General features: G+C 41.2%; 18 protein-coding genes. 17 read left to right on the top strand and 1 reads right to left on the bottom strand.

Going from position 1 to position 12935, the window contains the following annotated elements; genetic code table 11:
- Positions 1–63 precede the first annotated feature (63 nt).
- The 15 genes from FYJ39_RS17840 to FYJ39_RS17775 all read left to right on the top strand — a co-directional run bounded on the left by FYJ39_RS17840 (position 64) and on the right by FYJ39_RS17775 (position 10507).
- The gene (locus tag FYJ39_RS17840) at positions 64–1011 is read left to right on the top strand and encodes a hypothetical protein (protein ID WP_154473759.1); all 948 of its coding nucleotides are present in this window, start codon (positions 64–66) and stop codon (positions 1009–1011) included.
- 368 nt (positions 1012–1379) lie between these two features.
- On the top strand, positions 1380–2180 hold the full coding sequence (locus FYJ39_RS17835) for a hypothetical protein (RefSeq protein WP_154473758.1): 801 nt from the start codon (positions 1380–1382) through the stop codon (positions 2178–2180).
- Positions 2170–2547, top strand: a complete 378-nt coding sequence (locus tag FYJ39_RS17830) for a hypothetical protein (RefSeq protein WP_154473757.1) — start codon at positions 2170–2172, stop codon at positions 2545–2547. The genes FYJ39_RS17835 and FYJ39_RS17830 overlap by 11 nt, the downstream gene beginning before the upstream one ends.
- A 130-nt stretch (positions 2548–2677) precedes the next feature.
- Positions 2678–3052 carry a hypothetical protein gene (locus FYJ39_RS17825; protein ID WP_154473756.1) on the top strand — a complete coding sequence of 125 codons (375 nt, stop codon included), beginning with the start codon at positions 2678–2680 and terminating at the stop codon, positions 3050–3052.
- A gap of 43 nt (positions 3053–3095) precedes the next feature.
- Entirely contained in the window at positions 3096–3221 is a 126-nt protein-coding gene (locus FYJ39_RS21265) for a hypothetical protein (RefSeq protein WP_268890686.1), read from the top strand.
- Positions 3222–3335: 114 nt separating this feature from the next.
- Entirely contained in the window at positions 3336–4160 is an 825-nt protein-coding gene (locus FYJ39_RS17820; protein WP_154473755.1) for a radical SAM protein, read from the top strand.
- Between the two features lie 45 nt (positions 4161–4205).
- A complete protein-coding gene (locus tag FYJ39_RS17815; protein ID WP_154473754.1) occupies positions 4206–4898 on the top strand; it encodes a hypothetical protein in 693 nt (230 codons plus the stop codon).
- Between the two features lie 12 nt (positions 4899–4910).
- Positions 4911–5504 carry a hypothetical protein gene (locus tag FYJ39_RS17810; protein WP_154473753.1) on the top strand — a complete coding sequence of 198 codons (594 nt, stop codon included), beginning with the start codon at positions 4911–4913 and terminating at the stop codon, positions 5502–5504.
- Positions 5505–5520: 16 nt separating this feature from the next.
- Positions 5521–6033, top strand: coding sequence for a hypothetical protein (locus tag FYJ39_RS17805; RefSeq protein ID WP_154473752.1), 513 nt, complete (start codon positions 5521–5523; stop codon positions 6031–6033).
- Positions 6034–6668: 635 nt separating this feature from the next.
- The gene (locus FYJ39_RS17800; protein ID WP_154473751.1) at positions 6669–7094 is read left to right on the top strand and encodes a hypothetical protein; all 426 of its coding nucleotides are present in this window, start codon (positions 6669–6671) and stop codon (positions 7092–7094) included.
- A gap of 1 nt (position 7095) precedes the next feature.
- Positions 7096–8292: a DNA adenine methylase gene (locus tag FYJ39_RS17795; protein WP_195840474.1), complete on the top strand. Its 1197-nt coding sequence runs from the start codon at positions 7096–7098 to the stop codon at positions 8290–8292.
- Positions 8293–8358: 66 nt separating this feature from the next.
- On the top strand, positions 8359–8544 hold the full coding sequence (locus tag FYJ39_RS17790) for a hypothetical protein (protein ID WP_154473749.1): 186 nt from the start codon (positions 8359–8361) through the stop codon (positions 8542–8544).
- 18 nt (positions 8545–8562) lie between these two features.
- Positions 8563–8862 (top strand): hypothetical protein, encoded by a 300-nt coding sequence (locus FYJ39_RS17785; protein WP_154473748.1) that lies wholly within the window; start codon positions 8563–8565, stop codon positions 8860–8862.
- Positions 8863–9133: 271 nt separating this feature from the next.
- A complete protein-coding gene (locus FYJ39_RS17780) occupies positions 9134–10159 on the top strand; it encodes a hypothetical protein (protein WP_154473747.1) in 1026 nt (341 codons plus the stop codon).
- Between the two features lie 186 nt (positions 10160–10345).
- A complete protein-coding gene (locus tag FYJ39_RS17775; RefSeq protein WP_154473746.1) occupies positions 10346–10507 on the top strand; it encodes a hypothetical protein in 162 nt (53 codons plus the stop codon).
- A 41-nt stretch (positions 10508–10548) separates the two neighbouring features.
- Here the strand turns inward: FYJ39_RS17775 and FYJ39_RS17770 are convergent, their stop codons facing one another.
- Positions 10549–10785, bottom strand: coding sequence for a hypothetical protein (locus FYJ39_RS17770; RefSeq protein WP_154473745.1), 237 nt, complete (start codon positions 10783–10785; stop codon positions 10549–10551).
- A 196-nt stretch (positions 10786–10981) separates the two neighbouring features.
- Between FYJ39_RS17770 and FYJ39_RS17765 the strand changes: the two genes are divergently transcribed.
- Both FYJ39_RS17765 and FYJ39_RS17760 read left to right on the top strand, forming a co-directional pair.
- Entirely contained in the window at positions 10982–11206 is a 225-nt protein-coding gene (locus tag FYJ39_RS17765) for an excisionase (RefSeq protein WP_154473744.1), read from the top strand.
- A gap of 132 nt (positions 11207–11338) precedes the next feature.
- Entirely contained in the window at positions 11339–12625 is a 1287-nt protein-coding gene (locus tag FYJ39_RS17760; RefSeq protein WP_154473743.1) for a tyrosine-type recombinase/integrase, read from the top strand.
- Positions 12626–12935: the final 310 nt, after the last annotated feature.

The raw sequence follows: 12935 nt of genomic DNA, 5'->3' as shown, positions 1-12935 counted from the left end.
AACATAAGTGTATTATTGGGTTTCATTGTAGGCGCTATCCTGTATTGCGGCGGGAGTTATATCATGTGCCTGCCCGCAACGATGACATCCTCGACATTTTGGAACCTGCTTTTTATCAGCGTTTTTGCCGGCCTGACCATTAGCTACAAGGGGGCAAAAAACGATAACGTAGCATACGTGACCACACGAGCCATGCTTGTAGGCGCTACATTCCTTACCTTTTATGTAGTGGTATGTCAGACTTTTATGTCATCAAAGGCATTCAATGCGCCTGCATATGCAAATCGAATCACAGTAGAGGAAGGATCGTTTGAAGAAGATATTCCCACAGTATCCGATCTAAAGAAAATTCCACTGATGGACAGCGATACGGCATACATGATCGGAAACCGAGCCATCGGTGAACTGACTGATGTCGTTTCCCAATTTAGACCGGCCGGCTATGCCACGATCATTGATAACGGGAAAGTGGTAAAGGTGGCGCCGCTTCTTTACAACAGTTATTGGAAATGGAAGTCCAACAAGCACAATGGTGTTCCAGGCTATGTGATCGTGGATCCAGAAACCGGAGAGGCCCAATATGTCAAGCTGGAAACCGGCATGAAATATTCACCATCCGCATTCTTTGAGCAGGATGTCGTGCGACATGCCAGAACCAATTTCCCAAACAAACATTTTGGAAACCGGATTTTCCAGTTGGATGATGCGGGTACACCGTATTGGACAATCATGACAGAAACTCCGCAAACGCTGTTTTCTGCAAAGAAGCCGGACGGACTGATTATTATGAACGCCATCACCGGCGAATGTGAATGGTATGAAATTTCTGACATTCCGGAATGGATTGATCTGGCCATCGAAGGGAAAGACGTCATTAAGCTCTATAATGACTACGGTCGGCTGCAGCAGGGCTACTGGAATTCTGTCCTTGCGCAACGCGGCTGTACCAAAGCAACTAATGACTATGGTTACATTGCCATCGGAAACGACATCTGCATCTCATCAATATAAATGAAGCTGCCAAAAAAAAGATATGAGGAAATTAACACCAGGCTTACAGAACTGGCTGCCTGAGTAAAAAAACATTCAAAATCAGTCTTGGCATAATCTGTATATTGAATTCAAATCAAAATTACAACAAATCCGTTTCCCAAATGATTTTAGAAAAGTAGTGAATGCTGTTTTTGAAATTAAAAATAGCCGCGCTAAAGTTATTACAGAAAGAGAGGCTGATTATGTTATTTCAATTTACCGATATTTACCAGGTAAGTAGCTATTATACTTTCCTATGATGAATCAAATGAAGAAGTAAAAGAACTCTGCAGCTACGCAGAAAGCCAAAATATTAAAGTTTACGATAGAAATAGAGGGAATCTAATATGAATAATATTGTCATGACTGTATATGGTGCCAAGCCGATGTCCTATAAAGAGCGTCTTAGATATGCAGGAAAAGCTTTTACACATAATTACACAAACGAGAAAAACATCGGATATCTAATTAAATTTAATAATGCACTTGGATTTAAGAAACTGGAATATGATGATGAAAAGTATATGACTGAGATTAAAAGCCCGGATGGCTATAGAAGTCCATATTCGCTTCTGCTCATAAACCGATATTTTTTTAATAAAGAAAATGAAATCATGACGTTTGTCATTCCTGATATGACAATGAAACATAATCTGGATGAGTATACATATGAGACATTGTCCATGCTGTTTAAATTCCAAAGATTTCTCTATAAGGTATTTCCAAATGATATCCGTATAGAATTCGCAATTAAACCAGAAACTCAATACCCAACAAAGGTAAATATATTAAGCCACTTCTGGAACTGCCTTTCAGAAGGAGAATGTGTGGATACGGAAATGTCAATAGGCCATGAAATTACGAAGAATGAGAAAAAGTATGTTTTAGATGTAATAAGACAAATTGTCTCATATGAACCAGATATCAGTTGCTTTTTATGCGAAACCTGCTATGAATACCATCCTGACTATCCATATCATATTGAGTTAATTGATAAAAATAAAGATGATACCTCATATATGCTTAGATTTGATTATTATAATCCTAGCCGGATGAAAGAAGAAGCAGAGTATGAAAAACAAATGAAGAGACAGTATATCCAATACTACTTCGATAAAAAGAAAAAGGAGAAGGATAATGATAAATGATTTTGAGAGCTTTGGGCATTTTGTGAAATCAAGGAACAATGAAACCGGCGAAGAATCTTTCTGGTATGGACAGACCTTGGAAGATTTTGATTTAACTGATGAGGAAGCAGAAAAACTGACATTCTTAAGCCTGGATACTTGGACTGGAGCTGATTTTGCATATGTTTTTGGCGAAATCTGTGAGACACATAATTCGCATAAAATGGCCACCCATATCAATGAAAGCATACTTAATGCAATGGAAGATTCCGGAATGGAATTCAAGCCAGGCAGCAAGGAACTGATATTTCTTAAATCACTGATTATTAATATTGTAAAAGGAAATCACTGGGATTACCTATACAAGGATGAGATTGTGTGGAAATAAGATCAGGTAATAAAAACCAAACCTAATAACTATCAAAAAAGAGGAGTCTTCCTCTTTTTTTAAAAGCAATTATCTTATCCTGTATTGTTTTGAGACATATTATTGATATAAAACAGTAAAGGAGAAAAATATGAAATTTAATAAACCAGAAGGTTTCGATGCAATTTTTAAAATCGGAACCTTTTATAATATAGATGCAAATTCATATATACTAGTTAGTGATGACTATAGACTTAACATGCCTATTATAGATTTGAACAGAAGAGTTGCAGAATTGTTTATTGAAAAAAATAAAACACGATTGGCATCGAAATTAAGTGATCCAGGAAGACAATTGACAGATATAGAATTAAACACCGATAATGAAAAAATCATAATCAAAAATTATTCCATATTATATATGGATCGTAAGAACATGTATGGACATATATATGTTCCGGATGATGGATTTTTAACTGAACTAAATTGGGATGAGATATTAAATCAGTATTCCGTTAAAGAATGAGACCTATACCTACATTACGGTGCGTGAGGAGGAACGTGTCACAGTGTTCAAACAGCTGTTTGCAGAAAAACATCTGCTGCTTCGTGAAGGTACACCTGCTACCGTCCGTTATGAGGAAAATGTAGAACAGACTCAAGTCATTGAGGCAGTGATTGAACCAATTCTGTAAGATCCTTTTAAAAGAGGCAGCCACCGGCTGTCTCTTTTTCTCTGCGTCAAGGAACCGGAACCCATAATTCTACTTGAAAAACCAAAGACATCAGAGTTTGAAAGGAAAAAGAATATGAGCAGAAAATTGTCTTTCATTCCGCCGATCCCGGACTATGCCTACATTCGTAACCAGATGGAAGGGGATTTGCAGTACCGTTTAGAAGACAGAGTACGAAAAACCAGCCTGGGCCGCCCGCTCTATGAGCGTATCAATGTCCAGCTAATCATGACACAGGAGTGTCCGTATCATTGCCCGTTCTGTTTGGAACGAAAGAACCCGATGGTGGGCATCATCGACAAGGAGGCACAGAAAAACGCCCTCATGGCAGTCTTAAAAGAGCATCCAAACGCCAGACTCACAATTACCGGAGGGGAACCGAGTCTCTATCCGGAACATGTCAAAGACCTGGTAACGCTCTTTCAGGAACGTAGCCATCATGTTTTTGTCGCCATCAACACCGCCGGGTACAATCCGGTAATTCATGATCTGGCCCACATCAATCTGTCGATCAATGAACATGTGAAACCGGATCCGGCCCTGTTTCCGGGATGCACCTACCAGACAGTGCTGACGGAAGAGGAGATGACCCTTGAAAATATCAAAAGAATCATGTCCAGCAATCCGGCCGCAGGCAGCTTTTCTTTCCGCTTCCTCAGTGGACTGGAAAAACATGACTATGATGTGTCCATTTGGAATGCACTGGAAAATGACGATGAGATTCAGGTATCGACCTTTCGCATCGGAGATTTCTTCGTGTACGCCACCTTTGACTGGAATGGCAAACATGCCCGCATCACCTTAGGGGATATGTACCAGCAGAGGCAGAACGACTATCAGGATGGGTATTCCAACATCATCATCCATCCGGATGGAAAGGTCGGTGTCAACTGGCAATAACACCTGGCAGGAAACTGCTGCAACAAAGCACGATAAGAAAAAAACATGAAAAAGCAACAAAATTTTTACCATGTAACCACAAAAGACAAACTGGAGGCCATTCAAAGAGAGGGCCTGCTGCCAAAGATTGGCTCAAGCTCTTTACTGGCCGGTGAAACCGAAGCTGCCGTGTATTTATGCAGCTACAAAGGCATTGCGTACTGGAGTATCGTCTTAGATGCTCCGGTCGTTTTGAAGGTAAGACTGGAGTCGGAACAGTTAAAAAAGCTGGTGAAAGATTCCTCTGCCGGCCAGAACGAATATGCCCTTTACGAACGCATACTGCCAGAATGCCTCTCCATCAGTACATGTCCGGACAAAACCAAGACTATGAAAGCCTTGTGTATCGAGATGATCTACAACGCGGGAGCATTATGTACGCAAATCGTAAATCATCGAAGACATCAGGCTGCTGACGTCAAAGATTTGTGCGTAGGAGCACGTGTGATTGTAAGTGTTCTAAACCATTTGGACTGGACAAGCGTATCGGAAGAAAGGATCCGAAATGCCTTGCTTTGGAGTTCGTATGGTGACGGCTCTATCATGGACCGCATAGAAGGAAAAGGGTGCAGACTCTATGAGGGCATCACCCTGTATTCGAAAGAGGATGAGCTGAAAAAAGAAACAAAAGCGTTGTCAGCTTGTCTAAGGAGCCTGTTTGGAAGGTTTGCAGATGTGGAAACAGGGAAAGAAGTATAAATGGAGGAACGAATGGATTTTGGACAAATCAAAACTGAAACTGTAAAACAAAGAGCGTATGACATTAAGCCATTCAAACGGATCTTGATTGGCGATCCGTCTTACCTTGAGAAAATCCAGGCCGGTACAGCGGCTGATGCCAAAAGGCTTAAAAAGTTTGTTCTTGATAAAAAGATTACCAGGTCAAGAAGTAAAGTGGCAAAAATCGAAGTCAAACTCGTACATAGCAACATGGAAATTCTGGACTGGGATACCTGGGAAATTGGAATCGCAGTCGTGGAAAAGACCGATGACGACGAATGGCATACGGTAATCATGGAAACTCTGTTCGACAACAAGTATCACCCGGAGCTTATCGATCAAATCATCGAGCTTGGCTGCGATACAGCGAATTTTTACGTGAGCGTTGACGGTAAATCTGATGAGATCTGTCCCGGCGCCGATGGTACCTATGGTACGGCAATTTTGTACAAGCACGACCTTGCCACCTTTGTTTCACTGTCACTGAGCACATCACTCTTTGATGAAAAGGATATCGAGAAAATGATTGAATATTTCTTCGAGGTTACCAAGAAAAGTGACTGGGAAAATGCGGAAGAGGAATGAGAATAGGAGGAAAAACATGAAATGTAAATGTTGTGGAAAAGAGCGTTTTTTTGCTCGTCAGGTTTGTCGTATGGATGTGATTGTAGACGGCTCCAACCAGTTCATTGACAATGTCGGTAAGAATGGAGATGTATCCATCTATGACGCAGAAACTCCATACGGACCATATACCTGCGAGGCATGTGGAGCGGAATACGATGATTTGGCAGCAGAAAGCCTGCCGACAAACATGCACAAAAATGCCGATGGAAAGTGGGTATTGAATGAAAGCGGCGAGGAGCCGGACATTATTATTCCGGCCACTTTTACAAGCGTTTGGGACGGAAAAACAGCATCACTGCCAACCAAATGCCGCGTCAACCTGACAAAGCGTACCATCTTTGACATCGAACCCGTTGATGAGGAAGCATTAAGTTACGTTGATGTATTGGATGCGGAATATGTTAGCTTTGATGACAAGGAATACCCTGCAATGCGAGCTGATGAGGTTGATCCGGAAACAGATGAGGTTGTGTTCACCTACGAGTAATCATCATAAAACACCACAAAATACTTCCTTTAAGAGACTGCAGCCGCAGTCTCTTTTCTAATAATATGGAAAACTTTGAAAAAAGAGCGATTTTTCATATCCGCATAATTGCGGATTTTGAAAATGGTTGTGTGGTGTTATACACCAAAACTGGACCAACACAGAAGCGTCATACTAACAGTGCGCAACAGATATACGCTATGGCAGTTAAATGAAAACCGACGTTTCCCAAATTAGAAATGGCTTAAAATAAGGCTTTTCTAAGTGTATTCCCCGCATACGCGGGGGTGCTCCTAAAAGACACTGCTTTTTTTCGTGTAGTCGTGCAGTATTCCTCGCATACGCGGGGGTGTTCCCATCAATTTCCAAATTGCCGTTAAATGGGCTATGGTTTTCCCCGCACCCGCGGGGTGTTCCTGACGAGTTTGTGATGGGAGGTGGCGTAATGAGTTTTCCACGCGTACGCGGGGGTGTGTTTTTTGACCGACGAGGTCGCTTTGGTTCGCCAAAGTAGGGCATGGTTAGCGCCATGCCCTTTTGTATTCCTTGCGTGAGCAGGGGAATTCCTATGCAAAAACATCATTTCCCATAATTACTTTGAACTATTAAAAGAAATACGAGAAAGGAAGAGAACGATGAAAGTCATGCAAAATTTCAAAAACCATCTGTTAGAGTGTTTTCAAAAGCAAGCTCTCAAGGTATCTGTCGTAAAATCCAAAAGACCAATCAAACCATTCACGTACATGAGAGCAGTTGGTACGAACGAACTGGAAAAGATCTTAACAGATGCATTTGAAACGCTGGACCTTACAGTGGACACACCGCTTGGACAGTTAAAAATTACCGAAACCACAGATCCACACCACCCGGGGCTCTCTATTGATCTGCTGCGGCCGAACGTAGCAGGAGAGATTCCTTTGGTGTTGGTAGAATATTGCGGTGCGGAAGATGCAGACGCAGATCTGCCAGCAAAAGAGCAGCTCATTACCCGAGTGTGGGGCCAGGCTTCTAAAGAAGATTACACCGACCGCATCGTCCATAATCTAAAAGGAGATGCGTAAGATGCAATGTCGAATCTGTGGGTACGAAGGAAGTGCAGAGGGTTTTGAGGAGGATACCAGAAACCATTTAGGTTTTTGGTGCCCTTATTGCGACTCATTTTCCTATACACTGGATGAACACGATCAACGAAGACAGTTTTTGCTGTGGCTGGAAGATGTGAAAATCGGAACGCCATTGACTGACAAACGTATCATGAAACAAAACGTGTCTCCGCTGCGTTATCCCGGCGGCAAAACCAAATTGGCTCCATATGTGGCTGCCAAAATACCGCATGGGACAAATCGGTTGGTGGAGCCATTCTGTGGCGGCGCCAGCGTAAGCCTTGCCTGCCTCATGGCCGGATTAGTGGAAAAAATTCGTTTGAACGACATGGAACCAGGAGTGTTCAGTTTGTTTCGGACCATCCTGACAGATCCGGAGCAGATCATCTCCAGGCTTCAGAACACAAAAGCAGACCGGGAGACCTATTTTGCCTATCGGAAATCTCTGTTTGAGGAAGCGTCTTTATCTGATGCAGAGCGAGGTTTTCGGTATTTGTACTGCAATCGACTGGCTTTTTCCGGGATTTTATTGGGGAACCCAACCGGAGATCTCAAGAGTCGGTACAATCCAAAAACACTTGCTGCCAGAATCCGACAGATCTATTCTTTCCGAGATCAGATTGAAGTGACACAGAATGACGCACTTTCAGTGATCGAGGAAGAGTATTGGCGAGGAGAGGAAACACTGCTTTTCATTGATCCGCCCTATTATAAGCAAGGTCCTAAGTTATACCCGAAGGCATTTTCTTTGGAAGACCATCAGAACTTGGCCTTTCTGGTAGAAGATCTCTATAAGAATGTACCGGGCGCCAACATGATCATTACCTATGACAATGCAGATGCGATTCAAAATCTGTATGCATTGCCAAAAACAGAAATCATCAAACCGGTATATTCCTGTGTTACACAAAAAATAAGAAAAGAGGAAGAACAAATGATTATTAACAATAAGGCAACCCGTGAATGTGACAGAAGAAATCTGGAGCCCGGTGACAAAATTGTATGTCAAGGGATCGAAGCAACCATTGCTGAGATCAAATACCAGGAGTATTGGGAGGATGAAGGCTTTATCGTAGAATTCACCGATACCAATGGAATTTACCGGAGCTGGAAACAGGCTCTGGATGGAAGGTATGTCACCGCATACACAGGTTAAAACACGGAAATGAGAACAAAAGAGTGACCTATGAGAACATATTCTCAGGAACGGAAAGGAGTACACATGAATCAGTACCTGATTAACGTGCCGCGGTATTTTTTCGGACAGGAGCAGTTTGTGGTGGAAGCCAACACAAAAGCAGAAGCCTTGGAAGCGGCCAAAACTCATCCGGAGATTCGATCTCATAGCGGCGGTAACCTGCAGATCGATAAAATGTGCGTCGTAAAGAAAATCAATAAGAAAAAATAAGCCGAAAGGAAAAATCATATGATTGTAAACAAACTTGACAACGATGGCTGGTCCATTCAGAAAGAACCCGATGAAGTTCTCTCACTAGAAGAACAGAACCTGGCCGTCGCCATTCTTTGGCATATCGAGGATATGGATCTTCTTGGCGAACAGGGCTGCGTCGGCAATTTCGATATGTATCAGTGTTTTTACAATTACCATACCGATAAAAAATACATGATTCTGTTGGGCAGGGATGGAGAAGCCTTCCTGCGTGGCGAACCGGTGGTACTGGAAGCCATGGAAATGACAGAAGAAGATCGTACAATGATAGCTTAATACCCAGATCACATCATTCTCTACAAGAGCATCCGATAATCGGGTGCTTTTTGTTTTGAAAAAACACTATTTTTCATATCCGCAATACCTGGATTTCGATAAAAGACAGCTTGTGTTCTATACTAAAGAAGTATTCTTTACACACGCGGAGGTGATTTTATTTATTATCGAGGGAATTGCATTCCCATAATTACCCTGTAACAAAAACAAAGTCATATGAGGAAAACATCTATGTCCCGCATTGCGGGCGTTCCTCGGAAAAGGAGTCCAAATGAAAATCGAAAGATTAAGAAACGGTATTGAAGTCTACAACAAGGTGGATGGCAAGATGTACAAGGTTACCGCAGTCAACGACCAGGTAGGAACCGCCAAGGAGCTGTTAGAGGACGGCACTCTGGGTAATGCGACCGTTACCATCACAGAAGAGAATTCTCTGATTTTCAGAGTCGAGCGTGATCCCGAGCCGTATCCGGTTGCAGACGGATATACCGTAGTCAATGGCATTCTGTACAAAGACGGCACAAAGGTCTGTGAGCAGGGCCAGCTGTACATCGAAAAGATCCTTGCAGCACTTCCAGGCTACCTGGTCTTAGCAGTAAAGTCCAACGCCGCTGACAATCTGTATGACACATTTATCTATGAGCCGGCTAGAGACCGCTTTAGCAAGTGTAACGCAGGCAGCATCCCGATGCCTGAGCTTGTGGCATATAACTCCGACCACACGCAGGCTGTTCTGGCCTTTTCAGAAACAAAGAAAGATACCGTAACGGATGCTGATGGCAATGAACAGGAGATCTATATCGGCGCAAATGCCGGCATCATCACTGTTGCCGATCGCACGGTAAAGTATATCACCTGCGATATGCCTCTGGTGATCAAGGGCATCATCGTCAAGGAATTGCAGAATGACATGTCCATGGTATACTTTGTTCCTACGGCCCCGGTAACAGAGACTGGTGAACGCCAGAACCCTGATCATTACACCTGGTTAATCATCGCAAAAGATCATTGTGTTGGTCAGATGCTGCTTCCGGAGAAGATGACGGTGGAGTGGAGCCACATCTGCCACGATTTCACATTTAAGAGTGACGGGCTTTTGATTGTTAAGACCGCAGAAGAGGTCATCACTATCAACAACCCGGCAGTCAATGAACTTGCAGACTACCCGATCCTGATCGACGTGACCAAGGAACCCCACACCCGCCGCCTGACCTTCGCAAATCCGCAGACTTATAAGATCAAGACTCTTGTAAGCCGCTCCACGAAGGATAGAGGCTACATCGTTACCATCGAGTAACCCATCCAGCGAGGTTTATCCTGCCATAGTTGTAAAAAGACAGTCCAAAAGGGCTGTCTTTTTTGCTGGGGAAAACTCCTGTTTAGATTGAAAAGATAAATAAGGTCATTTTTCATATCCGCAAATTTCGCTTTTTGTCTGCGGTGTCACAAAATTGTAAACTGAAGCTATAAAGGAGGCAAGCATATGAAGGATGAAATATTGATGCTGCAGTGCCAGGAGGCGGCAACAGAAGAGGAGCTGAAAGAAATGGGTATGAGGCAGCGATTTCGAAAGAATCAGCGACGTTTGCACATAGACCATCATTGCTATGAGTTACCTAATAAGCATCATATGCCAGAAGCATGATAAAAAACCGCAGGATTTTTGCCTGCGGTTTTTGTTTGTGATTATATGGAATAATGTTTAGTATCTAATTGAAAATAACCTTCGCGAACCTGGATAATATCTCCGCGTTTTTGTTTTAATCGTGTAAGTACACAACTTAAATTGCAACGAGTCATGCGTAGATGTTCAATTTCTGTGATTTCACACAAAATCTCATCGAAGCTATGCACTTTCCCATCCATTAAAACTCGATAAATAATATCTTGTGCCCAATGCTTGGATCCAGCAACGCCTCTCATATAGTAGTCCTCCTTTTCATTATGAAATTGATACGAAAAAAATCATCTTACATCTTGACTGTAACACATTGTTGATAAAATCCAAAAGAACAAATCTTACGGATATGAAAAAGCAAATTGTATTCTATAAAACTGATTTTTAAACAATCCTTATCATAATTTTTTTGAAAAAATATGAAAGAAAGGATTGACAACTATGAACGACACTCCAAAAACGAAAGCGATCCAAGAAAAAGTCCCAATTGATAAAAAAGCACTCCTAACCATTCCGGAGGCAGCAGAATTAACAAACATTGGACAAAACAAGATCAGAGAATTGATTGATGGGCCAACATGTCCATTCGTGTTAAGAGTTGGATCTAAAAATTTAATCAAAAAAGAACGTTTTCTCAGTTTTCTGGAAAACAAAAGTGTGATATAATGCGGATGCAACGATATATTACGTGGTATATGTCTCAATGAGTCGCACCTTGACAATTGCATAGAAACGTCAAAGGATTGATATAAACTCTCAAAAGTTGCATCCGCTAACCCATAAAGGAGGCGGACAATATTGACCAAAAATATGGCCAGTAAGAAAAAGAAGGGTAGTGGATCCAAACGAAGAAAGGATATTTATGGCAATATCCTTTATCCAGGAGAATATTATTACCCATCAAAAGATATTTACGAATACAAGTTTAAGAACATTTTAAACAAAACAGACAGCCGTTCAGCCAAAACACTGGACGAGCTTAGGCAATTAGAAGAGATAATCCAGGCAGAACACTCTCATCTTCTCATTAGCGGAAATGCGGAGATCACTGTAGCGGACATGGTAGAAATATATTTGCGTTCAAAAAAGAATATAGAAAAAACCACGTTAACTGGATATTGGAATAATTATCGATGGCATATCAAAGACACATGGTTTGGTGCTATGGCAATTGGAAAGGTGTTGAAATTACACGTTGCCAATTACTATAATGAATTGATTGAAAGCAGAGGACTTGCTCGCGGAACAATAGAAACAATCAATCATATCGTAGCCCCAAGTTTTCGTTTGGCAATCGATTCTAGGTGGATCACCTATAACCCATGTATTTTGGTAATGAAAGACATCATTCACACTGAAGAAAAGGAAAAAACAGTATTGTCAAAAAAGCAACAGATACAATTCTTTCAATACATCAAAAAACACTATAGGGGGTTTGATTATAACCTTTTGTATACGATGACATTTTTCGGATTACGCGTTGGAGAAACCATAGGTATCAATAAAAAAGAGTTGGATTTTGAAAATAAGAAATTTGACTTAATGCATCAAGTGATTTACAAAAAACTGTACGATGATGAGTGTACAAAGTTTCGAGTACGTCCACCCAAAACAATGAATGGTATACGATATATGTATTTTGATGATGAGGAAATTCTACAATGCCTACATGCACAAATAGAATACGCAAACTATATTACACAAACAAAAGGTAGTTGTATCATTGATGATGAAAGAGACTTTCTCTTTATTACAGCAAAAGGCAATCCTATAACGCCAGGAAGTATCAACCGCCTGATAGATAACATTGTGAAACGCTATAATAAAGAAAAAATCCAGCAAGCAATTAAAAATAATGAAGAGGCAACCGATTTATTACCACACCTATCCTGTCATAGCTTAAGACGTACAGGACTAACACGTATGGCTGAGAGCGGAATGTCTCCACAAGTATTACAGCTTGTTGCCGGACACAGTAAAATTGAAATTACTTTACAGTATTATGTAAAAGCTGGTAATGATGTTGTAAAAGATGAGATGCTATCATACGCTAAAAGTCTTAAGTCGCTTGATCATGTTGCATAAATTAAGAAAAATGTAAGAATTTGATCGCAGCACCAATCTCAAGACTGCTCTTTGTAAATATGAAGCAGTTTTTGTGTAAAGCGAAAAAATCCGAAAGATTTTCCGAAAAATGCGGACTTTTATAAAAATATATGATAAGATACATAAAAGACTTATCTTTAAAAATATTGAAATATCAAGCTATATCAGGATGTAAGAAGATATAAGCAAGCTGCGGTTCCTACAACAAGAAAGAGATTGTTAAGGTTGAGGACTAATAGCAGGACATAGCAACGGAAGGACACAAACGTAATAAAATCAAGGCTTTCAG

The sequence above is a fragment of the Clostridium porci genome (assembly GCF_009696375.1).
GTDB classification, from domain to species: domain Bacteria; phylum Bacillota; class Clostridia; order Lachnospirales; family Lachnospiraceae; genus Enterocloster; species Enterocloster porci.
The sequence above is the reverse complement of the archived record's forward strand: the minus strand, read 5'-3'. Positions and strand labels throughout refer to the sequence as shown.